The 25,085-nt window shown below is 71.6% G+C and carries 19 protein-coding genes and 1 pseudogene; 15 read left to right on the top strand and 5 right to left on the bottom strand.

All coding sequences use genetic code 11. From position 1 onward, the window contains the following. The 6 genes from J7E93_RS35970 to J7E93_RS35945 form a co-directional block, all read left to right on the top strand. Nucleotides 1–1,413: GTP-binding protein (locus tag J7E93_RS35970; RefSeq protein ID WP_215074242.1), on the top strand; the 1,413-nt coding region annotated here is incomplete at its 5' end. 75 nt (nt 1,414–1,488) lie between these two features. Next, nucleotides 1,489–2,499 (top strand): GNAT family N-acetyltransferase, encoded by a 1,011-nt coding sequence (locus tag J7E93_RS35965; RefSeq protein WP_215074241.1) that lies wholly within the window; start codon nt 1,489–1,491, stop codon nt 2,497–2,499. A gap of 158 nt (nt 2,500–2,657) precedes the next feature. Further along, nucleotides 2,658–3,932: a Tat pathway signal sequence domain protein gene (locus J7E93_RS35960; RefSeq protein WP_215074240.1), complete on the top strand. Its 1,275-nt coding sequence runs from the start codon at nt 2,658–2,660 to the stop codon at nt 3,930–3,932. 64 nt (nt 3,933–3,996) lie between these two features. Next, nucleotides 3,997–4,449, top strand: coding sequence for a hypothetical protein (locus J7E93_RS35955; protein WP_215074239.1), 453 nt, complete (start codon nt 3,997–3,999; stop codon nt 4,447–4,449). A 52-nt stretch (nt 4,450–4,501) separates the two neighbouring features. Next, entirely contained in the window at nt 4,502–5,398 is an 897-nt protein-coding gene (locus J7E93_RS35950) for an oxygenase MpaB family protein (RefSeq protein WP_215074238.1), read from the top strand. After that, nucleotides 5,380–7,728, top strand: a complete 2,349-nt coding sequence (locus tag J7E93_RS35945; protein ID WP_215074237.1) for a serine/threonine-protein kinase — start codon at nt 5,380–5,382, stop codon at nt 7,726–7,728. The genes J7E93_RS35950 and J7E93_RS35945 overlap by 19 nt, the downstream gene beginning before the upstream one ends. Before the next feature lie 141 nt (nt 7,729–7,869). Here the strand turns inward: J7E93_RS35945 and J7E93_RS35940 are convergent, their stop codons facing one another. From J7E93_RS35940 to J7E93_RS35930, 3 genes are all read right to left on the bottom strand, one after another. Then, the gene (locus tag J7E93_RS35940; protein WP_215074243.1) at nt 7,870–8,025 is read right to left on the bottom strand and encodes a hypothetical protein; all 156 of its coding nucleotides are present in this window, start codon (nt 8,023–8,025) and stop codon (nt 7,870–7,872) included. Next, nucleotides 7,968–8,264, bottom strand: coding sequence for an SRPBCC family protein (locus J7E93_RS38485; RefSeq protein ID WP_374105480.1), 297 nt, complete (start codon nt 8,262–8,264; stop codon nt 7,968–7,970). Before J7E93_RS38485 ends, J7E93_RS35940 begins: the two co-directional genes overlap by 58 nt. Before the next feature lie 65 nt (nt 8,265–8,329). Further along, on the bottom strand, nt 8,330–8,701 hold the full coding sequence (locus J7E93_RS35930) for a VOC family protein (protein ID WP_215074235.1): 372 nt from the start codon (nt 8,699–8,701) through the stop codon (nt 8,330–8,332). A gap of 168 nt (nt 8,702–8,869) precedes the next feature. Here J7E93_RS35930 and J7E93_RS35925 point away from each other — a divergent pair, with 168 nt between their 5' ends. The 5 genes from J7E93_RS35925 to J7E93_RS35905 all read left to right on the top strand — a co-directional run bounded on the left by J7E93_RS35925 (nt 8,870) and on the right by J7E93_RS35905 (nt 14,651). After that, a complete protein-coding gene (locus J7E93_RS35925) occupies nt 8,870–9,685 on the top strand; it encodes an AraC family transcriptional regulator (protein WP_215074234.1) in 816 nt (271 codons plus the stop codon). Nucleotides 9,686–9,767: 82 nt separating this feature from the next. Further along, the gene (locus tag J7E93_RS35920; protein WP_215074233.1) at nt 9,768–11,306 is read left to right on the top strand and encodes an NAD(P)/FAD-dependent oxidoreductase; all 1,539 of its coding nucleotides are present in this window, start codon (nt 9,768–9,770) and stop codon (nt 11,304–11,306) included. A 168-nt stretch (nt 11,307–11,474) separates the two neighbouring features. Beyond that, a complete protein-coding gene (gene tdh, locus J7E93_RS35915) occupies nt 11,475–12,503 on the top strand; it encodes an L-threonine 3-dehydrogenase (protein ID WP_215074232.1) in 1,029 nt (342 codons plus the stop codon). Between the two features lie 35 nt (nt 12,504–12,538). Next, nucleotides 12,539–13,738, top strand: coding sequence for a glycine C-acetyltransferase (locus J7E93_RS35910; protein ID WP_215074231.1), 1,200 nt, complete (start codon nt 12,539–12,541; stop codon nt 13,736–13,738). Nucleotides 13,739–13,742: 4 nt separating this feature from the next. After that, nucleotides 13,743–14,651, top strand: coding sequence for a LysR family transcriptional regulator (locus J7E93_RS35905; RefSeq protein ID WP_215074230.1), 909 nt, complete (start codon nt 13,743–13,745; stop codon nt 14,649–14,651). Nucleotides 14,652–14,909: 258 nt separating this feature from the next. On the opposite strand, the gene J7E93_RS35900 is transcribed toward J7E93_RS35905, so the two are convergent. Next, complete coding sequence (locus J7E93_RS35900; RefSeq protein WP_215074229.1) at nt 14,910–16,709, bottom strand: serine hydrolase; 1,800 nt, start codon at nt 16,707–16,709, stop codon at nt 14,910–14,912. Nucleotides 16,710–16,879: 170 nt separating this feature from the next. On the opposite strand from J7E93_RS35900, the gene J7E93_RS35895 reads away from it, so the two are divergent. From J7E93_RS35895 to J7E93_RS35885, 3 genes are all read left to right on the top strand, one after another. After that, the gene (locus J7E93_RS35895) at nt 16,880–17,989 is read left to right on the top strand and encodes a nitronate monooxygenase family protein (RefSeq protein ID WP_215074228.1); all 1,110 of its coding nucleotides are present in this window, start codon (nt 16,880–16,882) and stop codon (nt 17,987–17,989) included. Further along, on the top strand, nt 17,986–19,533 hold the full coding sequence (locus J7E93_RS35890) for an acyl-CoA synthetase (protein WP_215074227.1): 1,548 nt from the start codon (nt 17,986–17,988) through the stop codon (nt 19,531–19,533). The genes J7E93_RS35895 and J7E93_RS35890 overlap by 4 nt, the downstream gene beginning before the upstream one ends. Before the next feature lie 105 nt (nt 19,534–19,638). Further along, on the top strand, nt 19,639–20,742 hold the full coding sequence (locus J7E93_RS35885; RefSeq protein WP_215074226.1) for a calcium:proton antiporter: 1,104 nt from the start codon (nt 19,639–19,641) through the stop codon (nt 20,740–20,742). Here the strand turns inward: J7E93_RS35885 and J7E93_RS35880 are convergent. Continuing rightward, nucleotides 20,732–21,589: pseudogene (locus J7E93_RS35880) on the bottom strand (penicillin acylase family protein); the annotation flags it as partial. The gene J7E93_RS35885 and the pseudogene J7E93_RS35880 overlap by 11 nt on opposite strands. 167 nt (nt 21,590–21,756) lie before the next feature. Between J7E93_RS35880 and J7E93_RS35875 the strand changes: the two are divergent. Continuing rightward, nucleotides 21,757–24,741, top strand: a complete 2,985-nt coding sequence (locus tag J7E93_RS35875; protein ID WP_215074225.1) for a Tn3 family transposase — start codon at nt 21,757–21,759, stop codon at nt 24,739–24,741. Nucleotides 24,742–25,085: the final 344 nt, after the last annotated feature.

The following is a 25,085-nucleotide window of genomic DNA, read 5'->3' as shown; positions in this document are numbered from 1 at the left end:
CGATCTACAGCTGGAGTACTAAGGGAGGAATTGGCGCGGCAGACCGCGGACGTACGGAGCCATCCGGTCTTCTTCGGCTCCGCGATCACCGGCGCCCGGATCGGTGAACTCATCTCCGGTATCACGGAATTCCTGCCCACCGCGCCGGGGGACGGTGAAGGGCCGCTGTTCGGCACCGTCTTCAAAATGGAGCGCGGCCCGGCGGGCGAGAAGATTGCGTACGTACGCCTGCTCTCCGGCACCGTACGCGTCCGGGACACCGTGGAATTCCGCGGCGGAGAACCGGGCGACCCGCCGGGCGAGGGCAAGGTCACCTCCCTCGACGTTTTCGACCACGGGTCCGCCACCCGTGCGCACGCCGTGTCGGCCGGACGGATCGCCCGACTCCACGGCCTGGGCGCACTCCGCATCGGAGACACCGTCGGCAGGCCGGGAGGCCTTGCCCCACGGCTCGGCGTGCTCGGCCACTTCGCGCCGCCGACCCTGGAGACCGTGGTCGTCGCCGACCGGCCCTCGGACCGCGGACGGCTCCATGCCGCTCTCTCCCGACTCGCGGAACAGGACCCGCTGATCGGCCTGCGCCAGGACGAGGTACGGCAGGAGACGCACCTCTCCCTCTACGGCGAGGTGCAGAAGGAGGTGATCCAGGCGACGCTCGCCGAGGAGTACGGCATCGGCGTCACCTTCCGCGAGACCACGACCCTCTGCGTCGAGCGGCTGACCGGCACGGGCGCGGCGGTCGAGGCCCTCGGGAAGGACGGCAACCCCTTCCTCGCCACGATCGGACTGCGCGTCGCCCCTGCCCCGGCCGGCAGCGGCGTGGCGTTCCACCTCGGCATCGAACTGGGCTCGCTCCCGCTCGCGTTCCTCAAGGCGGTCCAGGAGACCGTCGTCGAGACGCTCCGGCAAGGCCTCCACGGCTGGCGGATCCCCGACTGCGCCGTCACCCTGACCCACTCCCGCTACCTGGCGCGCCAGAGCCACGCGCACGGCACGTTCGACAAGAGCATGTCGAGCACCGCGGGCGACTTCCGCCATCTCACGCCCCTCGTCCTGATGGGCGCGCTCCTGGAGGCGGGAACACAGGTGCACGAGCCGATCCACCGCTTCCGGCTCGAGATCCCCGAGGACACCCTCGACACGATCCTTCCCGTCCTCACGCGGCTGCGCGCCCTGCCGGAAGCGACGGCCCAGCACGGACGTTCCGTCGTCCTAGAGGGAGACGTACCGGCGGCCCGCGTGCACGACCTGCAGCGGCGCCTGCCCTCCCTCACCCAGGGCGAAGGCGTCCTGGAGAGCGCCTTCGCCCACTACCGACCCGTCACCGGCGAGGTCGTCCCCACCCGGCCCCGCACGGACCACAATCCGCTCGACCGGAAGGAGTACCTGCTCCATGTCCTGCGCCGTGTCTGAGTCTTGGGGCCCTCGGCGGGGCGACCCGACCGGGTGGCGGCAGACTGTGCGTACACCTGAGCGAACGGAGATCCGATGGCGAACCCGCCGGCCACCCCGATGGACACCGCCCCCGTACACCCGGAGTACCCGGTACGGACGAAGCGGCTCCACCTGCGACCTGTACGCGCCGACGACCTCGAGGCCGTCCACGCGCACCGCTCGCTGCCCGAGGTCGCCCTTTACCTGCCGCACGAGCCCCACACCCGGGAGGTGACCGCCCAGACCCTGGAGCGCCTGATCGGCGGCGAGTCGCTCGCCACGCCGGGGGACTGGCTGGGCCTCGCCGTCGAGACCGAGCCGGGCCGCGTCGTCGGCGAGGTCTTCCTCCGGCGGGACGACCGCGAACCGGCGACCGGCGAGGTCGGCTTCGCCTTCCACCCGGACGTCTGGGGCACCGGCATCGCCACCGAGGCGGTCACGGCGGCGCTCGACATCGCCTTCGACAGCTTCGGCTGGCACCGGGTGTACGGCGTCTGCGACGTGCAGAACGTCGCCTCCGCCGCCCTCATGCGCCGCATCGGGATGCGCCACGAGTCCGTCATGCGGCAGAACTCCTACCTCAAGAACGCCTGGTGCAACGACTCGCAGTTCGCCGTCCTCGCCACCGAGTGGCGCAGGACGGCGCCGCGGTCGGCCGAGGAGCGGGCCGTCGACGCGGTGTCCGCGACGTTCTTCTCCGCGTTCAGCCGCTCCGGCGGAGAACCGGTGAGCCTCGCGGCGGCGCGCTCCGTCCTCGCCCCCGACGCCGTCATCGAGCGGGTCGACGGGGACGGCCGGGTCGAGCGGATGGGCGTCGAGGAGTTCCTGGCGTCCCGCCACGGGCTCCTGAACGTCGCCGAGCTGACCGACTTCGACGAGATCGAGGTGTCCTGGACGACCGTGATCACCGCCGGCCGGGCGCTGCGCAGTTCGCTCTGCTTCAGGCGCGGTGTCCGCGACGGCGCCCCCTTCACCGGGTGGGGACGCACGACCTTCCAGCTCGGCACGGGCTCCGGCGGCTGGCTCGTCGAGTCCGCCACCTGGACCGACGAACCCGACATGTAGGCGCAAGGCCAGAGGGACGGCCCGCGAGGGCGGCGCCTCGGGGCCGCCCTCGCGGGCCGTCCGGCCACCCTCGTGGTCACGACCGCCGCGAGGCTTTGGCACACTGTCGCCGGTCCGACCTCGAAGAACGAGCAGAAGAACGACAAGGAGCCGCGGCGTTGAGCGTCAGCGTTGAAGGACAGATAGACCTCGCGGGGCCGGTGGGCAAGCTGCTCCACCGGCGCCCGCTGAAGAACTCCACGGTGATGCAGTCGTTCGGCATCGACCCGGTCACCGGTGAGATCTTCGTACTCCAGGTCGTGCAGGGTGGCCTCACCCTCAGCGGCGAGTCGGCACCGGTCAGCGGTGCCGACCGCGTCTCCCACGGCGACCTGTGCGTCACCCGGCTCTCCCCGGCCGGCGCGATCACCGGCTTCATGTACCTGCGCGGCTTCGGACACGGCGTCTCCATGGCCGTCGAGAACCGGGCCGGCGTCTCCTACCTGTGGACCGAGACCGCCTCCAAGCCCAACAGCAAGGACGAAGGCTACGGAACGGCGATCACCCACTTCCAGTTCCGCAGCAACACGGTCCTGGACTACGGCTCCTCACTGCACGCCACGCCGTACACGCCCGCGGCCGGGGCCACCGGTGTCACCTGCACCATCGACCCCACCACCAACCGGCTCGTCGTCCGCTTCAACCTCAGCGGCATGAAGTACGAGTCGTACGACCTCGCCAAGGCCGCGGCCGGCGTGTGGGAACCCCTCGCCCGCATACCCCAGCCCGACCCGAACGGCGTCTTCCAGGGGTACGCCTCCCTCGGCGGCGTCCTCTACATGCTCGCCGGACAGGCCATCGCCGCCGACAACCCGGCCAACCCGTTCCCGGGCAACACCTATCTGACCGCGGTCGACTGGGCCACCGGCGCCGTCCTGGACCAGCAGCACGTCCTGGCCGCTCCCGGACTGGAGTACCGCGAGCCCGAGGGCATGGCCGTCTCCGTACGCGACGGCGTCCCGCACCTCCACTTCGGCTTCGCCTGCGAGGACCCCGGTCCGCGCACCTGCACCATCCTGTCCTTCTCCGGCGCGCCGGAGATCGACGGCGTGAAGGTCCTCACCGACTGGCAGCCCCTCACCCTCGCCGCCGGGGTCACCGCGGACCAGAACGCCCCCAAGGGCCGGCTCATCAGCATCGCCGGCACCACGACGCTCCAGCTCAGCGGCGGCGTGAAGGGCACCTTCGACGCCGACGACATCATCGCCACCCTGCCCGACTCCCTCACGCCGAGCATGGTCGCCCGGGCGAACGTGTCCCGGAACAACAGCGCCGGCTTCTGCGTCGCGCGCGTCGAGGCGGACTCGGACCGGCAGCTCCGGCTCTACGGAGGCCGCACCACCAACGTCATCACCTGGGCCCAGCTGGACAACTTCAGCGCCGTCTGGCGCTGACGCCGCCGCCCTCGGGCACCCCCTTCCTTTCTTTTCCCACGGCTCGTCAAGGAGACGATCGACCATGTCCCAGAACCGCCGCAGCATCCTCGGTGCCGCCCTCGCCCTGCCCGCCGCCCTCACCGCGAGCAGCCTGCTGACCGCGGCCCCGGCGGCCGCCGCCACCGGTGGCGTCGAGGCCGGCGAGTGGGCCGACCTCATCCTCGAACCCGGCATCACCGCTCAGGTCGGCGCGACCCCGCAGGTCCGCATCATCACCATCGCCGGCACCACCTTCCTCCAGGCGCGGGGCGCGGTCACCTGCAACCTCACCGCCGACGCCAAGATCGCCACGATGCCCGGCGGCCTGAAGCCCACCTGGTACACGCGCGCCGCCGCGCCGCGCAACAACAGCCAGGGCATCAACGCCTGTCGCTTCGAGGTCAACACCGCCGGATCGGTGAGCGTCTACGGCGCCAACACCGGCAACCCGATCACCTGGGTCCAGTTCGACTCGATCCAGACGATCTGGCGCTGACTCCACGCCCCCGGTCGGCGTCCGGTGCTCGCGTCGGGCGTAGCCTGACGCCATGAGGCAGGACGCCGACCCCGGGCTCTTCGGCCCCGACTCCGTCACCTGGCAGCTGCACGGCGACCCGGTGATGTGGATCGCCGGGGTGCGCGCCCTGTTCCTGCAGGCGTTGCACCCCGTGGCCGTCCGCGGCGTCGTGATCAACAGTGACTTCCGGCGCGACGCCTGGGGCCGCCTCCTGCGGACAGCGGACTTCGTCGGCACGCTCAGCTACGGCACCACGGAAGCCGCGGAGGCGGCCGGCGCCCGGGTGCGCAGGATCCACCGGCTGCTCGGGGTCGACGACCCCGAGCTGCTGCTCTGGGTGCACTGCGCAGAGGTCGACTCGTACCTCTCCGTCGTCCGCCGGTCCGGCATCGCGCTCGACCCCGCCCAGGCCGACCGCTACATCGACGAACAGCGGGCATCCGCCCGCCTCGTCGGGCTCGACCCGGATCGGGTGCCCGCGACCACCGGGCAACTCGCCGAGTACTTCCGGGCCGTACGTCCCCGGCTCACCGCGGGCGAGGACGCGCGGACCGTCGACGCCTTCCTGCGCCGGCCCCCGATCACACCCGCACTCGTACCGGCGCGCGAGCTGATCTGGCGGCGCGTGGCCGCACTCGCGTACAACTCCCTGCCCCTCTACGCCCACCAGCTGTACGGACGGCCCGCCCCGCCGCCCGACACCGTGACGTATCAGCTCACCGCCGTGGGCAATCTGCTGCGCTGCGTCCCCGCCCGGCTGCGCTGGCGGCTGCCGCCAGGTCACATCTTGAAAGCGATGGCGCGTCTCGGCCCCGCCGCCCGCCCCGCCCCGTACAAACTCCGCAGCCAGGCGGCCATACTGGACCGGCCGGGGAGGGCGCAGCGAATCGACGGGGGCGACAGCACGCGATGGCGGAAACCAGGCTGATCCAGGGCCGGTACCGGCTGCACGACGTGATCGGGCGCGGCGGCATGGGCGAGGTGTGGCGGGCCACCGACGAGTCGCTCGGCCGCCGCGTCGCGGTCAAGTGCCTCAAGCCGCTGGGACCGCAGCAGGACGCGAACTTCGTGAAGGTGCTGCGCGAACGGTTCCGGCGCGAGGCACGCGTCGCCGCCTCGCTCCAGCACCGCGGGGTCACCGTCGTCCACGACTTCGGCGAGTCCGACGGCGTGCTCTTCCTCGTCATGGAGCTCCTGGAGGGCCACAACCTCAGCCAGCTCCTCGACGAGAACCAGCAGCACCCGCTGCCGGTGCAGGACGTCGTGGACATCGCCGAGCAGGTCGCCGACGCCCTCGCCTACACGCACCGCCAGGGGATCGTGCACCGCGACCTCAAGCCCGCCAACATCATGCGGCTCGGCGACGGCGCGGTGAAGATCTGCGACTTCGGGATAGCACGCCTCGGCGCCGACATCGGCTTCACCTCGCGCCTCACCGGCACCGGCATCGCCATGGGCACCCCGCACTACATGTCACCGGAGCAGATCAGCGGCGGCGAGGTCGACCACCGCAGCGATCTGTACTCCCTGGGATGCGTGCTGTACGAGATCGCCACCGGCGCCCCGCCCTTCGACCTCGACGACGCCTGGGCCATCCTCGTCGGCCACCGCGACACACCGCCCGAACCGCTCCGCACCCACCGGGCCGAACTGCCCGACTACCTCGACCGGATCGTCCTCGACCTCCTCGCCAAGACACCGGAGGGGCGGCCCACCGACGCGACCGATCTGCGCCGCCGAATCGTCTCGGCCCGCTCCGCACCGGTGCCGATGCCGGTGCCCGTGTTCGCGCCCCTCCCTGTGCCGGAGATGTCGTCGCCCGCGCCCCTGCGCCTGCCGGAGATCTCCACACCCGCGCCCCGGCTCCCGTCCTGGGCCCGGAGGATGACCACCGGCCACAAGGCCACCGCCGCCTTCCTCGCGCCCGGTGCGCCGGCCTACGACCCGGCCGTCGGGCTCACCGGGGAGTGGACGACCGCCTCAGGAGTGGTCCGTGCGCCGGACCGCGACCCTGGCACGACCGCGCCGGCCCGCGACTCGGGGGCCACCACGCCGGACCGCCACCCCGGGGCCGCCGCGCCGGTTCGCGCCCCGGACACAACCGCACCGCCCGAACTGCTCGCCGTCCTCGCCGGCCGGCACCGTGCGGGGCTCGGCCTCGGCCGAATCGGCCGCTGGGGCGAGGCCGAGGACGTGCACCGTTCGGTCGTCGAGGACCGCCGGCGCGTGCTCGGCCCCGACCACCCCGACACCCTCACCAGCCAGTACGAGTGGGGCTTCGCGCTCAGTCGGCTCGCCCGGCCGGCGGAGGCGCTGCGCGCGTTCGCCCAGGTCACCGAGGCCCGCGAGCGCGTCCTCGGGGCCGACCACCCCGACACGCTGGCCGCGCGCCAGGAGACGGCGTACGTGCTCGGCCGGCTCGGGCGGCACTTCGAGGCGCACGAGGTGTACGCGGCGGTGCTCGCCTCGCGCGAGCGCACCATGGGCCACGACCATCCCGACACCCTGCGCTGCCGCCACAACCTGGCCTTCAACCTGGGCCGGCTGGGACGCCTGGAGGAGTCGTACCGGATGGCGCTCGAAGTCGCCCGGGCACGTGCCCGGGTGCTCGGCCACCATCACCCCGACACCCTGGTGACACGGTACGAGGTGGCGTACACCCTCGGCCGGTTGGGGCGCTGGCAGGAGGCGCTCGCCACCTACCGCGAGGTCGCCGCGGCGCGTGTCACCGTCCTCGGGGCCGACCATCCCGACACCCTCGCCGCCCGCTACGAGGTCGGGATCTGTCTGGGCAGGCTCGGCCGCGGCGCCGAGGCCCTGGACCTCTACCGCGACCTGGCCGAGGCCCGCACGCGGGTCCACGGACCCGAGCACCCCGAGACGCTGCGGGCCCGCCACGGCATCGGCGTCAACCTCGGCCGCCTCTCCCGCTGGGAGGAGGCCGTGAAGGAAGCCCGGGAGGTGTGCGCCGTCCGCGCACGGGTCCTGGGGGCCGACCACCCCGACACCCTGATCAGCCGCCGCGAGGTCGCCGTCGGCCTGGGCTGGCTGGACCGCTGGGAGGAGGCCCTGACGGCCTACCGCCAGGTGGCCGAGGCCCGCGCACGCACGCTCGGCGCCCACCATCCCGACACCCTGAGCGCCCGCGACGACGAGGCGCACTGCCTGGAACAACTCGGCCGCCCCACCGAAGCGGCGGAGCTCCGCCGCCCGTCGACGGCCCCACGCCCCCGGGACGGGCAGCAGAGCGCTCCTTAGGGCGCGGCCGAGACCGGAACCGTCGACGACGCCTCGCCGGGAGGCACGGCGTGGGCTGCTGGGCCGGCCATGTGCGGCGGCGTGCAGCCCGGAACGCTCCGTGGTCCGGGCTGCACGCTGGTCCTGGCGGGGTGCCGCCGGTCAGCCGATCGGGGTGGCCTCGCGGTCCAGGGTGTGCTTGATGACGCGGAGTCCCTGATCGACCATCTCGGCGATGGGCGCACCGAGGCTGTCCGGCGTCACATCGGTGATCCAGACGAAGAGGCTGCGGTTCTCCTCGCCGGCGAGCGCCTGCATGGAAGCGTGGTGGTGCGTGGGCTCCAGGGAGCCGCCGACCACGGCGTAGGCGATGCGCCGGGTCTCATCGTCGATGTCACGATGAGTTCGCGCACCACAGAGCCGTTGGCGAAGGTGACGGTCCTGACGCCGCCGTCGACGCGGGTGTCGGTGACGAACCCCGGTGCGAGGCGGTGGTGGATCTCTCCGAAGTCACGGACCGCCGCCCACACCTGGTCGGGTGTGGCGTCGATCAGCATTTCGCGGTGGATGGATGCCATGGATCTGTCCCTTCTCGTCTGGAACGGTCAGTCGTCTGGAACGGTCAGTCGCCGGCCGAGGCGGTGGTGAGGCAGAACGGGTGGCCCTCGGGGTCGGTGAGGACGATCCACTGGCCCTCGCCCGGCTGGAAATCGGGCCGGGACGCACCCAGGTCGAGCAGTTCCTCGGCCGCGGCCTCCAAGTCGGCGACGGTGAAGTCGAGATGCATGTACTTCGCGCCGCCGGGCCAGCCCGGCGCCTCGTAACCGTCGACGCGGACGAAGGCGAGCTGGACGGGGGTGCCGCTGCCCAGGGAGGCGAAGTCCTGGTCGCTGTGGGTGAGCTCCCACCCGGTGGCCTTCTGATAGAACGTGGCGAGCGCTGCCGGGTCGGCGCAGTCGACGACGACCGTGCTGAGCTGCTTCGGAACGGACATGCCGATGTCTCCTGGGAATCGATGGATCGATAGGGGGACGAACGCAACACGTACGAGGAACGCGTCAGGCCCTCGCACTCCGCAAGCGTCCTCCCGGCGGCCGGCCCCGGTCTTGAAGATCCTTGCGATGGGGCGCGGTTGTCAGACCCGCCACGTAGCGTGCGACAGGTGCTCACAGCCAGTTCTGTTGCCAGCCGCCCCGACTTCAGCATCAGCGCGGTGACCTGCCGTTCCGACCACACCCGCTGGTCGGCGCTGGAGGTGCGCGCCGACCACCGCGTGGTGCTCGTGCGCCGCGGACGGTTCCGCCGGAGAGCCGCAGGCGACCCGGCCGACATCGACGCGACCCTGGCCTACGTGGGCGCACCGGGCGAGGAGGAGAGCTTCGCCCACCCCACCGGCGGCGACGTCTGCACGTCGATCAGCGTGACACCGAAGCTGTGGCGCTCCCTTGCCGGAGACGCCGAAGCACCGGCCGCCCAGGCCGTCTACGTCGATCCGCACCTCGACCTCGCCCACCGCCGCATGCTCGCCGCCGCACGCTCCGGAGACATCGACTACGCGCTCTGCGAGGAACTGCTGGCCCTCCTGTCGACCGCCATCGGCCGCACCGCGACCGGACCGACCCCGCTCGCTCCCACGCCCTTTGGGCGCGACCGGCCCCTCGTCGCGGCCGCCCGCGAGGCGATCACCGCAGCCCACCCCTCGTCGGACACGCTCTTCTCGCTCGCCGAGCTGCTCGGCGTCTCCCCCTACCGCCTGAGCCGGGCCTTCCCACGCGAACTCGGCGTGACGGTGACCCACTACCGCCAACGCGTCCGCATCGGCCGGGCCCTCGACCGACTGGAGGCCGGCGAGAACAGCCTCAGCACCCTCGCCGCCGACCTCGGCTACGCCGACCAGGCCCACCTCACCCGCACGATGCGCCAGTACCTCGGCAGCACACCGACGGCCCTTCGCCGGCTGCTCACCCCAGCACAGTGACCCGCGTACCCGGCGCAAGGTCCCGGCCGTGTCGGGCGGACCGTGGGGTTCCGTCGGTGATCTTCGCGTGCTAGCAAGAGACATGACCGCACAGCGCTCGTACGACGCCGTCATCGTCGGCGGTGGCCACAACGGACTGGTCGCCGCCGCCTACCTGGCCCGCGCCGGACGCACCGTCCTCGTCCTGGAACGCCTCGGGTCCACCGGCGGCGCCGCCGTCTCCACACGGCCCTTCGCCGGGGTCGACGCCCGGCTCTCCCGGTACTCCTACCTGGTCTCGCTCCTGCCGCCGAAGATCGTGCGGGAGCTGGGGATCCGGTTCGCCGTGCGGAAACGGTCCATCTCCTCGTACACCCCGAAGGGGGACCGCGGGCTGCTCGTCGGCGGAGGCCCCGGCCGCACCCGCGCCTCGTTCGCCGCGCTCACCGGCTCCGACCGGGAGTACGAGGCCTGGCAGGCGTTCTACGGCCGTACCGGCCAGCTGGCCGAGCGGGTCTTCCCCACCCTCACCGAGCCGCTGCCCACCCGCGACGAACTGCGCGCCCGCATCGACGACGAGACCGCCTGGCGGATGCTCTTCGAGCAGCCCATCGGCGTCGCCGTCGAGGAGACCTTCGCCGACGACCTCGTCCGCGGTGTCGTCCTCACCGACGCCCTCATCGGCACCTTCGCCGACGCCCACGACCCGACCCTGCTCCAGAACCGCTGCTTCCTCTACCACGTCATCGGCGGCGGTACGGGCGACTGGGACGTCCCCGTCGGCGGCATGGGCGCCCTCACCGACGCCCTCGCGGACGCCGCCCGCGCGGCGGGCGCCGAGATCCGCACCGGTCACGAGGCCACCGGGATCGAGACCGACGGCACCCGCGCCGAGATCACCTACCGCACCGCCGACGGCGAGGGCACCGTCGCCGCGGGGCACGTGCTCGTCAACGCCTCCCCGCAGGCCCTGGCCGCTCTCCTCGGCGAGACACCCCCACCGCCCGCCGAAGGCGCCCAGCTCAAGGTCAACATGCTGCTCACCCGGCTGCCACGCCTCCGCGACCGCTCGGTCGACCCCCGCGAGGCGTTCGCCGGGACCTTCCACATCGCCGAGGGGTACGAGCAGCTCGCCGCCGCGTACGCCGAGGCCGCCGCCGGACGGCTGCCGAGCACGCCGCCCTCCGAGATCTACTGCCACTCCCTGACCGATCCGAGCATCCTCGGCCCCGACCTCGCCGAGCGCGGCCACCAGACGCTCACCCTCTTCGGACTCCACGCCCCGGCCCGCCTGTTCACCACCGACAACGACTCCGCGCGCGGGGCGCTCCTCAAGGCGACCCTCGCCGCACTCGACGCCGTCCTGGACGAGCCGCTCACCGACTGCCTCGCCCTCGACGCCGAAGGCCGGCCCTGCATCGAGGCCAAGACCCCGCTCGACCTCGAACGCGAACTGCGCCTGCCCGGCGGCCACATCTTCCACCGCGACCTCTCCTTTCCGTACGCGCAGGAGAGCACCGGCCGCTGGGGCGTCGAGACCATCCACCCCAACGTCCTGCTCTGCGGAGCGGGCGCCGTCCGGGGCGGCGGGGTCAGCGGCATCCCCGGCCACAATGCGGCGATGGCGGCGCTCGGGCGTTGACCCGCGGCCCACCCCCATCAGGGGCGTGAAGCTGATCTGCGACCGCGCTTAAGAAAACCTCGATGGACCCAGAGCCCGACATACGGAAGATTCCCTTCAGGGATCTTGGGTGCACATCCGCGCCGGGACCCCGCACGTCACAGGACACGCACGGCGGGAGCCACGGAATTGAAGGCACTGGTCAAGCAGAAGGCGGAGCCGGGACTCTGGCTCACGGATGTGCCGGAGCCGGAGATCGGCACCGGAGACGTACTGATCAGGGTCAAGCGGACCGGTATCTGCGGCACCGACCTCCACATCCGCTCCTGGGACGGCTGGGCGCAGCGGACCATCGCCACGCCGCTCACCCTCGGCCACGAGTTCGTCGGCGAGGTCGTCGAGACGGGCCGTGACGTCGCCGAGATCGCGGTGGGCGACCTGGTCAGCGGCGAGGGCCACCTGGTCTGCGGCAAGTGCCGCAACTGTCTGGCCGGCCGCCGCCACCTGTGCCGCGCCACCGTCGGCCTCGGCGTCGGCCGCGACGGTGCCTTCGCCGAGTACGTCGCCCTGCCCGCGTCCAACGTCTGGGTGCACCGCGTCCCCGTCGACCTCGACGTCGCCGCGATCTTCGACCCCTTCGGCAACGCCGTGCACACCGCTCTCTCCTTCCCGCTGGTGGGGGAGGACGTGCTGGTCACCGGCGCCGGCCCGATCGGGATCATGGCCGCCGCCGTCGCCAAGCACGCCGGTGCCCGCCATGTCATGATCACCGACGTCAGCGAGGAGCGCCTGGACCTGGCCCGCAAGGCGGGCGTCTCGCTGGCGCTGAACGTCGCCGAGCGGACGATCGCCGACGGCCAGCGCACGCTCGGCCTCAAGGAGGGCTTCGACGTCGGCCTGGAGATGTCCGGCAACCCGCGCGCGATGCGCGACATGGTCGCCAACATGACCCACGGCGGCAAGATCGCGATGCTCGGCCTGCCCGCCGAGGACTTCGCCGTCGACTGGGCGAAGATCGTCACTTCCATGATCACCATCAAGGGGATCTACGGCCGCGAGATGTTCGAGACCTGGTACGCGATGTCCGTGCTCCTGGAGGGCGGTCTCGACCTCGCCCCCGTGATCACCGGCCGGTACGACTACCGCGACTTCGAGGCCGCCTTCGACGACGCCGCCTCCGGCAAGGGCGGCAAGATCATCCTCGACTGGACCGTCTGATCTCCTCTCGTCTGATCTCCTCTAAGGAACCCACCATGTTCTCCTCCGTACGCGACGACCTCCGTACCACCCTCGACGAGATCCGCGCCGCCGGGCTGCACAAGCCCGAGCGCGTCATCGGCACGCCGCAGTCCGCCACCGTCGCCGTCACCGCCGGCGGACAGCCCGGTGAGGTGCTCAACTTCTGCGCCAACAACTACCTCGGCCTGGCCGACCACCCCGAGGTGGTCGCCGCCGCCCACGAGGCGCTCGACCGCTGGGGCTACGGCATGGCGTCCGTCCGCTTCATCTGCGGTACGCAGGAGGTGCACAAGGAGCTGGAGGCGAGGCTGTCCTCCTTCCTGGGCCAGGAGGACACGATCCTGTACTCCTCCTGCTTCGACGCCAACGGCGGCGTCTTCGAGACGCTCCTCGGTCCCGAGGACGCCGTCATCTCCGACGCCCTCAACCACGCCTCCATCATCGACGGCATCCGCCTCTCCAAGGCCCACCGCTTCCGCTACGCCAACCGCGACATGGCCGACCTGGAGCAGCAGCTCAAGGAGGCGACCGAGGGCGGAGCCCGCCGCAAGCTGATCGTCACCGACGGCGTGTTCTCGATGGACGGCTACGTCGCCCCGCTCGACGAGATCTGCGACCTGGCCGAGCGCCACGACGCCATGGTCATGGTCGACGACTCGCACGCCGTCGGCTTCGTCGGCCCCGGCGGACGCGGCACGCCCGAGCTGCACGGCGTCATGGACCGCGTCGACATCATCACCGGCACCCTCGGCAAGGCTCTCGGCGGCGCCTCCGGCGGCTATGTCGCCGCCCGCGCCGAGATCGTCGCCCTGCTGCGCCAGCGCTCCCGCCCGTACCTCTTCTCCAACACCCTCGCCCCGGTCATCGCCGCCGCCTCCCTCAAGGTCCTCGACCTCCTGGAGTCGGCCGGCGACCTGCGCGAGCGCCTGCGCGCCAACACCGCGCTGTTCCGCTCCCGTATGACCGAGGAAGGCTTCGACATCCTCCCCGGGGACCACGCCATCGCCCCCGTCATGATCGGCGACGCGTCCGAGGCCGGGCGGATGGCGGAGCTCCTCCTGGAGCGGGGCGTGTACGTGATCGGCTTCTCGTACCCCGTGGTTCCCCAGGGCCAGGCGCGTATCCGCGTGCAGCTGTCGGCGGCGCACTCCACCGAGGACGTCAACCGCGCGGTCGACGCGTTCGTCGACGCCCGCGCCGCCCTGCGAGACTAGGGGCATGATCGAAGCGCGGCGGCTGCACATCCTCCGTGCGGTGGCCGACCACCGCACGGTCACGGCCGCTGCCGCCGCGCTCTACCTCACCCCGTCCGCGGTCTCCCAGCAGCTCGCCGCGCTGGAGCAGGAGACCGGACACCGGCTGGTCGAGCGCAGCGCCCGCGGCGCGCGGCTCACCCCGGCAGGCGAGATCCTGCTCAGCCACGCCAACGCCGTCCTGGCCCAGCTGGAACGGGCCGAGTCCGAACTCGCCGCCTACGGATCCGGCGAGGCCGGTACGGTCACGGTGGCCGCGTTCGCCACCGGTATCGGACTGGTCGTCGCCCCGGCCATCACCGGGCTCGCCCGGACCGCGCCCGGCATCCGGGTCAGGGTGCGGGACGCCGAGGGCGACGAGAGCCTGCTGATGGTCCTGGACCGGCAGGTCGACGTGGCCGTGGCGGTCGAGTACCGGGGCGCCCCCGGGGAGGACGACGCCCGGCTCACCCGCGTACCGCTCTACGCGGAGCCCTTCGACGCCGTCCTGCCGCTCGGGCACCGGCTCGCCGACGGTGAGCGGGTCGCCCTCGCCGACCTCGCCAAGGACGCGTGGATCGGACAGTCCGCAGGCAACCCCTGCCACGACGTCACCGTCCTGGCCTGCGAGTACGCCGGCTTCGCGCCCCGCCTCGAGCACTCCTCCGACGACTTCCGGGCCGTCGTCGCGCTCGCCTCCGCCGGTGCGGGCGTGGCGCTCGTCCCGCGCTCGGCGCTGCGCGGGATGGAGCTCGACGACGTGCTGATCCGTCCGGTGGACGGGGTGGCGCCCACCCGCCGGGTCTTCGCGGCGGTACGGCGCGGAGCCGAGGAGCACCCGCTGATCAGCCCGGTCCTGGCGGCGCTGCGGGACGCGGCCGAACCGAGCGGCTGAGCGACCCACGGCAACTCGCCCGGCAGAGCCGCCCCCGGCCCGGCCTTGACCGGGGCTCGCCCCTGGCCCGGCGGCCCGGCCTTGACCGGGGCTCGCCCCTGGCCCGGCGGCCCGGCCTTGACCGGGGCTCGCCCCGACCCGACGTCCGGTTCCGGCCCGGCGTGCGGTCCCGACCTGGCGCCCGGTCCTGACCCAGCGTCCGGTTCTGACCCAGCGTCCGGTTCCGGCCCGGCGTGCGGTCCGGCCCGGCGCCCGCCTTCAGTCCTCCGACAGGGTCCAGCCCACGGCCTCGATCCGGGACGCGTCCGCCGGGCGGGTGCCGTCGAAGAGCGGGCGCCCCGCGGGGTCGAGGATCCGCAGCCCGTCCACGTACACCCCGCGCCCGACATAGCGCTGGTCGGTCGTGTACCGCCAGCGCAGACGGAGTTCCCGCGTGCCCCCGGTCGGCAGATCGGCCGCCGCCTCGTGCCACACGCGGCCCGACCAGCCGCTCACCGACCCGGCCGGGTGCGGCTGCGGCTGTCCTCCCGCACGTGCGGTGGTGAACGGCACCGGTCGCCAGCTCGCTCCGCCGTCCTGCGACGCCTCCAGGAAGGCGGCGTCCGTACCCGGCTCGGTGTCCCACCACAGGGAGCACTCCAGCCGTGCGGAGGCGACCGCCATCGGCGGCAGGGTGAGGGTGGCGGTCGTGGCGCTCGCCATCCCCGAGAACCAGGCCGTCCGGCCTCGCGCCGGGCGGACCGGCACCGCGCGGGCCAGGTTGTTCGCGGCGGCGACCCGGGGCGCGGAGCCGGAGCGCCAGGTGCGTACCGGATGGACGGAGTTGCCGAGCAGGACGAGGAAGGCGTCGGTCGTCGGGTCCAGGACCAGGCTGGTGCCGGTGAAGCCGGTGTGCCCCGCCGTGTGCGGGGTGGCCATCGCGCCCATGTACCAGTGCTGGTGGAGCTCGAAGCCGAGGCCGTGTTCGTCGCCGGGGAAGGCGGTGTTGAAGTCGGTGAACATCAGCGCGACCGACTCGGGGGAGAGGATGCGGGCGCGGCCGTAGGCCCCGCCGTTGAGGAGCGTGCGGGCGAGCACGGCGAGGTCCCAGGCGCAGGAGAAGACGCCCGCGTGGCCGGCGACGCCGCCGAGGCTGTAGGCGTTCTCGTCGTGGACCTCACCCCAGACCATCCCGCGGTCGAGGCCCGACCAGGGAAGCCGGGCGTCCTCCGTCGCCGCGATCTTCGGTCGCCAGGAGAGCGGGGGGTTGAAGCGCGTTCGGTGCATCCCGAGCGGAGCGGTGATCTCGTCGTGGAGCAGTACATCCAGAGGGTGACCGGTGATCTCCTCCAGGATCAGCTGGAGCGAGATCAGGTTCAGGTCGGAGTACAGATACTTCGTACCGGGCGCACTGGTCGGCGCCTCGTTCCACAGCAGCCGCAGCTTCCCCTCCCTCGTCGGCTCCTTGTACAGCGGGATCCAGGCGCGGAACCCCGAGGTGTGGGTGAGCAGCTGACGGACCGTGACGTCCTGCTTGCCGCCACCGCCGAACTCCGGCAGATACGCCGCGACCTTCGCCTCCAGCTCCAGGGCGCCCCGCTCGATCTGCTGGACCGCAAGGATCGAGGTGAACAGCTTGGAGACGGACGCGAGGTCGAAGACGGTGTCCTCGGCCATGGCGATCTGTTGCTCCGCCGGCAGCTCGATGCCCCTGTCCGTCTTCTCGTCGTAGCCCGCGTACCGCACCGCCGTGCCGATCGGCCGGTGCAGCGCGACCGTGCCGCCCCGCCCGGCCAGCAGTACCGCGCCCGCGTACCACGGGTGCCGGGGGGAGGGGCCGAGGAACGCCTCGGCGTCGGCGACCAGCCGGTCCAGATGCCCGGGCAGCAGCCCCGCGTGCTCCGCGGAGCCGTGCCGCAGCGTCGTCCGCCCGTGGCCTCCGGGATCGGGTGCGGAGGCCGCGGCGGCCCCCGGAATCGAACCGACCACCAACGCACCTCCCAGGACGAGCGCCCGGCCGCCGAACGCGCGGCGGCTCATTCCCCGGCCCGTCGAACCCTCTGCCGCTTCCTCCGTCATGCCCACCCTCTCCCACCGGACTGAAAGAATCCTTCGGCCACACCCGGAACGACTGAAACTTTCTTACCGGGGTGAGGGGGCATCAAGGAAGCGGGCGGCAGAGCAAAGAATCTGACACTGCATCAGAAAACCTCTTCCCTCGTCCGGCGCACTGCGGCATCCTGCCGCCCATGAAGACGGAGCTGAGCCAAAAACTGGGGATCGAGCACGCCATCTTCGGCTTCACGCCCTTCCCCGCGGTGGCCGCCGCCCTCACCAGAGCCGGCGGATTCGGCGTCCTCGGAGCGGTGCGCTACACCGCGCCCGACGACCTCGCCCGCGACCTCGACTGGATGCAGGACCACACCGAAGGACTGCCCTACGGCCTCGACGTCGTCATGCCGGCGAAGAAGGTCGAGGGCGTCAGCGAGGCGGACGTGGAGGCGATGATCCCCGAGGGTCACCGGGAGTTCGTCCGCGCGACCCTCGCCAAGCACGGTGTCCCCGAGCTCGCCGAGGGCGAGGCCTCCGGGTGGCGCATCACCGGCTGGATGGAACAGGTCGCCCGAAGCCAGCTCGACGTCGCCTTCGACTACCCCATCAAGCTCCTCGCCAACGCGCTCGGTTCCCCGCCCGCCGACGTGGTCCGGCGCGCCCACGACCACGACGTCCTCGTCGCGGCCCTCGCCGGAAGCGCCCGGCACGCCCGCCACCACGCCGACGCCGGCATCGACATCGTCGTCGCGCAGGGCTACGAGGCCGGCGGGCACACCGGCGAGATCGCCTCCATGGTCCTCACCCCCGAGGTCGTCGACGCCGTCTCCCCGCTGCCGGTCCTCGCCGCCGGCGGCATCGGCAGCGGAGAACAGATCGCCGCCGGCCTCGCGCTCGGTGCCCAGGGCGTCTGGCTCGGCTCCCTCTGGCTCACCACCACCGAGGCCGAACTCCACTCCCGCGCGCTGACCGCCAAACTCCTCGCCGCCGGCTCCGGCGACACCGTCCGCTCCCGCGCCCTGACCGGCAAACCCGCCCGCCAGCTGCGTACCGAGTGGACCGACGCCTGGGACGACCCGGACGGGCCCGGCACCCTGCCCATGCCGCTGCAGGGACTGCTCGTCGCCGAGGCCGTCTCACGCATCCAGAAGTACGAGGTGGAGCCGCTGCTCGGCACCCCCGTCGGGCAGATCGTCGGCAGGATGAACGCCGAGCGCAGCGTCCAGCAGGTCTTCGACGAGCTCACCCGCGGCTTCGAGAAGGCCGTCGACCGCATCAACCGCATCGCCGGACGGAGCGCACCGTGAGCGAACTCAACGGCTTCTGGTCCCAGGCCACCGCCGACCCGGCCCGTACGGTCCTGATCGCCCCCGACGGCGAGGAGTGGACCGCCGGGCGGCTCCACGCCGACGTCAACCGGCTGGTCCACGGACTGCGCGCGGCCGGCCTGGAGCGAGGCGACGCCTTCGCCGTCGTCCTGCCCAACGGCGTCGAGTTCCTCACCGCCTATCTCGCCGCCTCCCAGGCCGGGTTCTACCTCGTCCCGGTCAACCACCACCTGGTCGGGCCCGAGATCGCCTGGATCGTCACCGACTCCGGCGCCAAGGTGCTCATCGCCCACGAGCGGTTCGCGGCCGCCGCGAAAGCCGCCGCCGACAAAGCGGCCCTGCCCGCGACCCACCGTCACGCGGTCGGGGAGATCCCCGGATTCCGTCCGTACGCCGAACTCCTCGACGGCCAGCCGGAGTCCGCGCCCGAAGACCGCACCCTCGGCTGGGTCATGAACTACACCTCCGGCACCACGGGCCGCCCGCGCGGAATCCGCCGCCCGCTGCCCGGCAAGCTCCCCGAGGAGACGTACCTCGGAGGCTTCCTCGGCATCTTCGGCATCAGGCCCTTCGGCGGCAACGTCCACCTCGTCTGCTCGCCGCTCTACCACACGGCCGTCCTGCAGTTCGCGGGCGCCTCCCTGCACATCGGTCATCCGCTGGTCCTCATGGACAAGTGGACGCCCGAGGAGATGCTGCGGCTCATCGACGCCCACGACTGCACCCACACCCATATGGTCCCGACCCAGTTCCACCGCCTTCTCGCCCTCCCGGAGGAGGTGCGCGGCCGGTACGACGTCTCCTCGATGCGCCATGCCATCCACGGCGCCGCGCCCTGCCCCGACCACGTCAAGCGGGCCATGATCGAGTGGTGGGGGAGCTGCGTGGAGGAGTACTACGCGGCGAGCGAGGGCGGTGGCGCCTTCGCCACGGCCGAGGACTGGCTGAAGAAGCCGGGCACGGTGGGCAGGGCCTGGCCGATCAGTGAGCTCGCCGTCTTCGACGACGACGGCAACCGTCTGCCGCCCGGTGAACTCGGCACGGTCTACATGAAGATGACCACCGGCGGGTTCAGCTACCACAAGGACGAGGCGAAGACGGCGTCGAGCCGCATCGGCGACTTCTTCACCGTGGGCGACCTCGGTGTCCTCGACGAGGACGGCTATCTCTTCCTCCGCGACCGCAAGATCGACATGATCATCTCGGGTGGCGTCAACATCTACCCCGCCGAGATCGAGGCCGCCCTGCTCAGCCACCCCGCGGTCGCCGACGCCGCCGCCTTCGGCATCCCGCACACCGACTGGGGCGAGGAGGTCAAGGCCGTCGTCGAACCGGCCGAGGGCCACGAGCCGGGCGAGGCCCTCGCCGCCGCCCTGCTCGCCCACTGCGCGGAGCGCCTGGCCGGCTACAAGCGCCCCAAGTCGGTCGACTTCGTCACGTCCATGCCCCGCGACCCCAACGGCAAGCTCTACAAGCGGCGACTGCGCGCACCGTACTGGGAGGGGCACGAACGCCCGCTGTAGCGCACGTGTCCGCCGGACCGGCTCGGCCGCCGCACGGACGGTTCTCGCCCCGACGGCCGACCGCGCCGAGCCGCTGTATGCCCCCTTTGTGGCAGTATGCTGATCATGATTTCGAGCACGGCGAGGCTGACACGGCAGTGGACGACGTGGGGGCCGGTGGTGGCGGCCGTGGCCCTCGGGCTCGGCTGGGGGCGTGATCTGCCCGGCTTCGCCGTCGCGCTCATCGCGCTCTGCCTCATCGCCGCCGTCCTCGCGGCCGTCCACCACGCCGAGGTCGTCGCCCACCGCGTCGGCGAGCCCTTCGGCTCGCTCGTCCTCGCCGTCGCCGTCACGGTCATCGAGGTCGGACTGATCGTCACCCTGATGGCGGGCGGCGGCGAGAAGGCCTCCACCTACGCCCGTGACACGGTCTTCGCCGCCGTCATGATCACCTGCAACGGCATCGTCGGTCTCTCCCTGCTCGTCGCGGCGCTGCGCAACCGCGTCGCCGTCTTCAACGCCGAGGGATCGGGCGGCGCACTGGCCACCGTCTGCACCCTCGCCACGATGACGCTGGTCCTGCCCTCCTTCACGACGAGCCACCCCGGCCCCGAGTTCTCCAGCGCCCAGCTGGCATTCGCCGCCGTCGCCTCGCTCTGTCTGTACGGGGTGTTCGTCGCCGTCCAGACGTTCCGGCACCGCGACTACTTCCTGCCGGTCGCGCGCGAGGGCCAGGGGGTGCCGGGGGCGGCCGACCACGCCGAGCCGCCCTCCGACCGGGAGACCTGGGCCAGCCTCGGCCTGCTCGTCCTCGCCCTGGTCGCCGTCGTCGGCAACGCCAAGCTCGTCTCGCCCACCATCGAGAACGGCGTCGAGTCGGCGGGACTGCCCAAGGCCGTCGTCGGCGTGGTCATCGCCCTGATGGTGCTGCTTCCCGAGACGCTCGCCGCCCTCCGCGCGGCCCGCCGGGACCGCATGCAGACCAGCCTCAACCTCGCCTACGGCTCCGCGATCGCCAGCATCGGCCTGACGATCCCGGCGATCGCGCTCGCCTCGATCTGGCTGTCCGGGCCCCTGGTCCTGGGCCTTGGCCCCGTCCACATGGTCCTGCTCGTGCTCACCGCCGTGGTGAGCGCGCTGACCGTGGTGCCCGGACGAGCCACTCTCCTCCAGGGCGGCGTCCATCTGTCGATCTTCGCCGCCTTCGTCTTCCTCTCGGTCAGCCCCTGACGCGCACCACCCTCAGCTGCGGCGACCGGAGAATGTCCTTCTCACAGAACCGCGAGGTCACCCAGCGCTCCTGCGCGTACAGCTCGGTCTGGTCGCTGAAGTGGGCCGACCGCGGATTGGACGACTGGGAGTACGTCAGCAGGGTGCGGGCCACCGGGCAGCGCGATCCGTCCCAGCCGACCGCCTGGACATGGCTCGTGCCGTGCGCCACCTCCGTGTAGCCCCCGCCCGCCGCGTTCCACACGGGCTCGGTCTTGTTCCAGATTCCGAGCGCCTCCGTGCCGCCGCTCAGCGGGATGCGCCTGTCACCGCGGACCACGAACTGGTGGGCGCCGAGCGGCGCGTCCAGCGGGATGCCGGCCGCGCGCAGCTCCGCGACCGCGCCGGTCAGCGCCTTGGCGAACCCGGGAGACGCGGTGTTGAGCGTGTGCGGGGTGCGGACCGGGTCGGCCGCCGAGAACGGCACCTTCCACTGTTCCGGCAGGGGCACCCCACTGGTGAACTTCCGCCAGAACCGGTCGAAGAGCAGCGCTCCCCTGCTGTCGGTGTTCACGGTCCGGTCCCAGGCGCCGATCACCCGGCAGGCCTCCTGGTCGTCGGGGAGGACCGAGGCGCAGGCCCGCGCCGCGTCGGCGGCGGCCAGATCACCGGCCGGTGCCCGGTTGGCGAACTGCTGGCTCTGCAGGTCCGCCACGGTCAGCCGGCCCTTGGCGGCCATCGCCGCCACGTCCTCGATCCCGCCGCGGGTGCGCAGCGAGCGCGGGGTGCCGAGGGTGCCGAAGATCCGTTCGTAGCCGGTCAGCGGCCGGTCCGCGTTGGTCAGCCAGGCGCTGTCGTTGGAGTTCTCCGATCGGCGAGCGGCCAGGCGTATTCGGCCCTGTAGTCCTAGCTCAGACACCAGGGAACAAGTAACCAGCCGGTAGGTTCTGACGGGTCTGGGCCTGCCGTTTCCTGCTACTGGGCCCTGTCGTTGGCTGATCGGATGAACCGACAGTTCGACGGCAAGGGGCTGGTGTGCGACAGGAGTGGTCGCCGGAAGACGTTGTGGCGTGCTGGACGCTGGTGGATGGCGACTGGGACTTGGTGGCCAACAAGTCCGGCACGACCCGGCTCGGCTTCTGCCTGATGCTCAAGTTCTTCGAGATCGAAGGCCGGTTCCCGGAGTTCATCGAGGAGTTCCCGCAGCCTGCCATCGACTACGTCGCCGGTCTGGTCAAGGTGCCGGCGGCCGAGCTTGCGAAGTACGACCTGGCGGGCGCGAAGCGGCACCGGAAGCAGATCCGCGAGGCGCTGGGGTTCCGGCCGTCGACGCTCGCGGACGAGGAACAGCTGACGGAGTGGCTGGCCGTGGAGGTGTGCCCGGTCGAGCTGGTCGAGGACCGGCAGCGTGAGGCCCTGGTGGTCGAGTGCCGGGAGAGGAAGATCGAGCCTCCGGGCCGGACCCGGATCGAGAAGGTCCTGGTCGCCGCGCGGGGCCGGTGGGAGAAGGCGTTCTGCACCCGAGCCATCGAGCGCCTGGGCGCCGTGGGCACGGCCCGGCTGCTGGCTCTGGTCGGGGAGGACAACGAGGACGGCACCGCCCTGCTGGCCGCGCTCAAGCGCGACCCGGGCGCGGTCGGGCTGGAGTCGCTGCTGACGGAGATCACCAAGCTGAACGATGTCCGCAAACTCGGTCTGCCCGACGGGCTGTTTGCGGACTGCTCGGAGAAACTGCTGGCCGCATGGCGCGCGCGGGCGATCAAGATGTACCCCTCAGACTTCCGTGACACGAGTGAGGAGGTGCGGATCACTCTGCTTGCCGCGCTGTGCTCCTCCCGTCAGGCGGAGATCACGGACGCGCTGGTGGAGCTGTTGGTGGCTTTGGTCCACAAGATCAACGCCCGTGCCGAGCGGCGGGTGGAGCGGCAGCTGACGGCGGAGCTGAAGAAGGTGCGGGGCAAGGAGGGCATCCTCTTCAAGCTCGCCGATGCGGCGATCGGCAAGCCGGACGAGGTGGTGCGTACGGCGCTGTACCCGGTGGTCGGGGAGAGGACGCTGCGCGACCTGGTGGCCGAGGCGAAGGCGAACGAGAAGGTCTTCAAGGCCAAGGTCCGCACCACCCTGCGGTCGTCGTACAGCTCGTACTACCGGCAGATGCTGCCGCCTCTGCTGAAGACGCTGGGCTTCAAGTGCAACAACACTGCCTACCGGCCGGTGATGGACGCGATGCGACTGCTGGAGAAGTACGCCGGCGTCGACGGCAAGACCCGCTTCTACGACGCCGCCGATGAGGTGCCGATGGACGGCGTCGTACGCAACGACTGGCGCGAGGCCGTCGTCGACGACAAGGGCAAGGTCGAGCGCATCCCGTACGAACTGTGCGTCCTGGTGGCGCTGCGGGAGGCGATCCGGCGCCGTGAGATCTACGTCGACGGCGGGAGGCGGTGGTGCAATCCGGAGGACGATCTGCCCGGAGACTTCGAGGCCACCCGCACCGTGCACTACGCCGCGATCCGCCAGCCCCAGGACCCCGCTGAGTTCATCAGCGGCCTGAAGCGGCAGATGACCGACGGTCTGGACCGGTTGTCCGCCGCGCTCGCGGACGGCTCGGCGGGCGGAGTGAAGGTCACCACCCGCAAGGGCGAGCCATGGATCACCGTGCCGAAGCTGGAGAAGCTGGACGAGCCCACGGGCCTGACGGCCCTGAAGGAGGAAGTCGTACGCCGCTGGGGCGTGCTCGACCTCCTGGACGTGCTGAAGAACGCCGACTTCCTCTCCGGGTTCACCGACGAGTTCTCCTCGGTCGCCGCGTACGAGCGCATCGACCGCGCCACCCTCCAGCGCCGCCTGCTGCTCGCGCTGTTCGCGCTGGGCACCAACATGGGCATCCGCGCGATCGTGGCGACCGGCGAGCACAGCGAGAGCGAGGCGGCGCTGCGGCACGTGCGCCGGCACTTCATCACCGTCGACAACCTGCGGGCCGCCGTGACGAAGCTGGTGAACGCCACCTTCGCCGCCCGGGACACCGCATGGTGGGGGCAGGGGACGGCGTGCGCCTCGGACTCGAAGAAGTTCGGGTCCTGGTCCTCGAACTTCATGACCGAGTACCACGCCCGCTACGGCGGCAACGGCGTGATGGTGTACTGGCACGTCGAGAAGAAGAACGTCTGTATCTACTCCCAGCTCAAGAGCTGTTCGTCGTCCGAGGTCGCGGCGATGATCGAGGGCCTGCTTCGGCATTGCACGGACGCCGAGATCGAGTCGAATTACGTCGACACACACGGCGCGAGCGTGGTCGGGTTCGCCTTCACCGAGCTGCTCAACTGCCGGCTGCTGCCCCGGCTGAAGAACATCGGCAGTATCCGCCTGTACCGCCCGGACGACGACCCGCCCGGCTGGCCGGCGCTCGGCTCCTCCCTGACCCGGGCCATCAGGTGGGACCTGATCGAGCAGCAGTACGACCAGATGGTCAAGTACGCCACTGCGCTGCGGCTGGGGACGGCGGAGGCGGAGCAGGTGCTGCGGCGCTTCACTCGCGGAGGGCCCAAGCACCCCACGTACGCCGCGCTCGAAGAACTCGGCCGCGCGGTCCGTACGGTCTTCGCCTGCGACTACCTCGCCGCTCCCGGCCTGCGCCGGGAGATCCATGGCGGGCTCCAGGTCGTGGAGAACTGGAACTCGGCGAACACCGTGCTCCACTACGGCAAGGACGGTGCGCTTACCGGCCCTGACAAGGAACACGCCGAGACCTCTATGCTCGCCCTGCACCTGCTCCAGTCCGCGCTCGTGCACGTCAACACGCTGCTGCTTCAGCAGGTCCTCGCCGAACCGGCTTGGGCGAAGAAGCTCTCGGACGAGGACCGGCGCGGGCTCACCGCGCTGTTCTGGTCCAACATCAACCCGTACGGCACCTTCCGCCTGGAGATGGACAAGCGACTCGACCTCGCGCCGCTTCTCCCAGTGCCCCGTCCCCGCACCCCGGCGGACGCCTCCGACCAGGCCCGGGCGGAGCCGAGGTGAACCCCGTGCTGGCGGGCCGGTGTCTGTACCGGCCTTGGGGGCCAACGGCGCAGCCGATATCGGCGAGGTCGATCTTGAATGGCGAGAGGGCCCTGTCGACGCCGCGAGGGTCAACCGGGACCCAGCTGACCCTCGCGGGTGCTCCCATCGTGGGCGCCGGAGCTGTCAGGTCACTCGGCGGCGGATCCACCAGGCGAAATACCCTGCAAGCACCGTGACCGCACCGTCCAGGAATACGACGGCGGATGATGTGACCATCAGACGGAAGGCGGTTGCGCCCGCCTACGCCAACTCTGCGCTCCGACCCTCGCTGCGTCAAAGACCGCTAGCCTCCCGGTTTCACT

Origin of the sequence: Streptomyces sp. ISL-36 (assembly GCF_018614205.1) — a bacterium.
In the GTDB taxonomy this organism is placed as follows: domain Bacteria; phylum Actinomycetota; class Actinomycetes; order Streptomycetales; family Streptomycetaceae; genus Streptomyces.
This window is presented reverse-complemented; position numbering and strand designations above follow the sequence as displayed.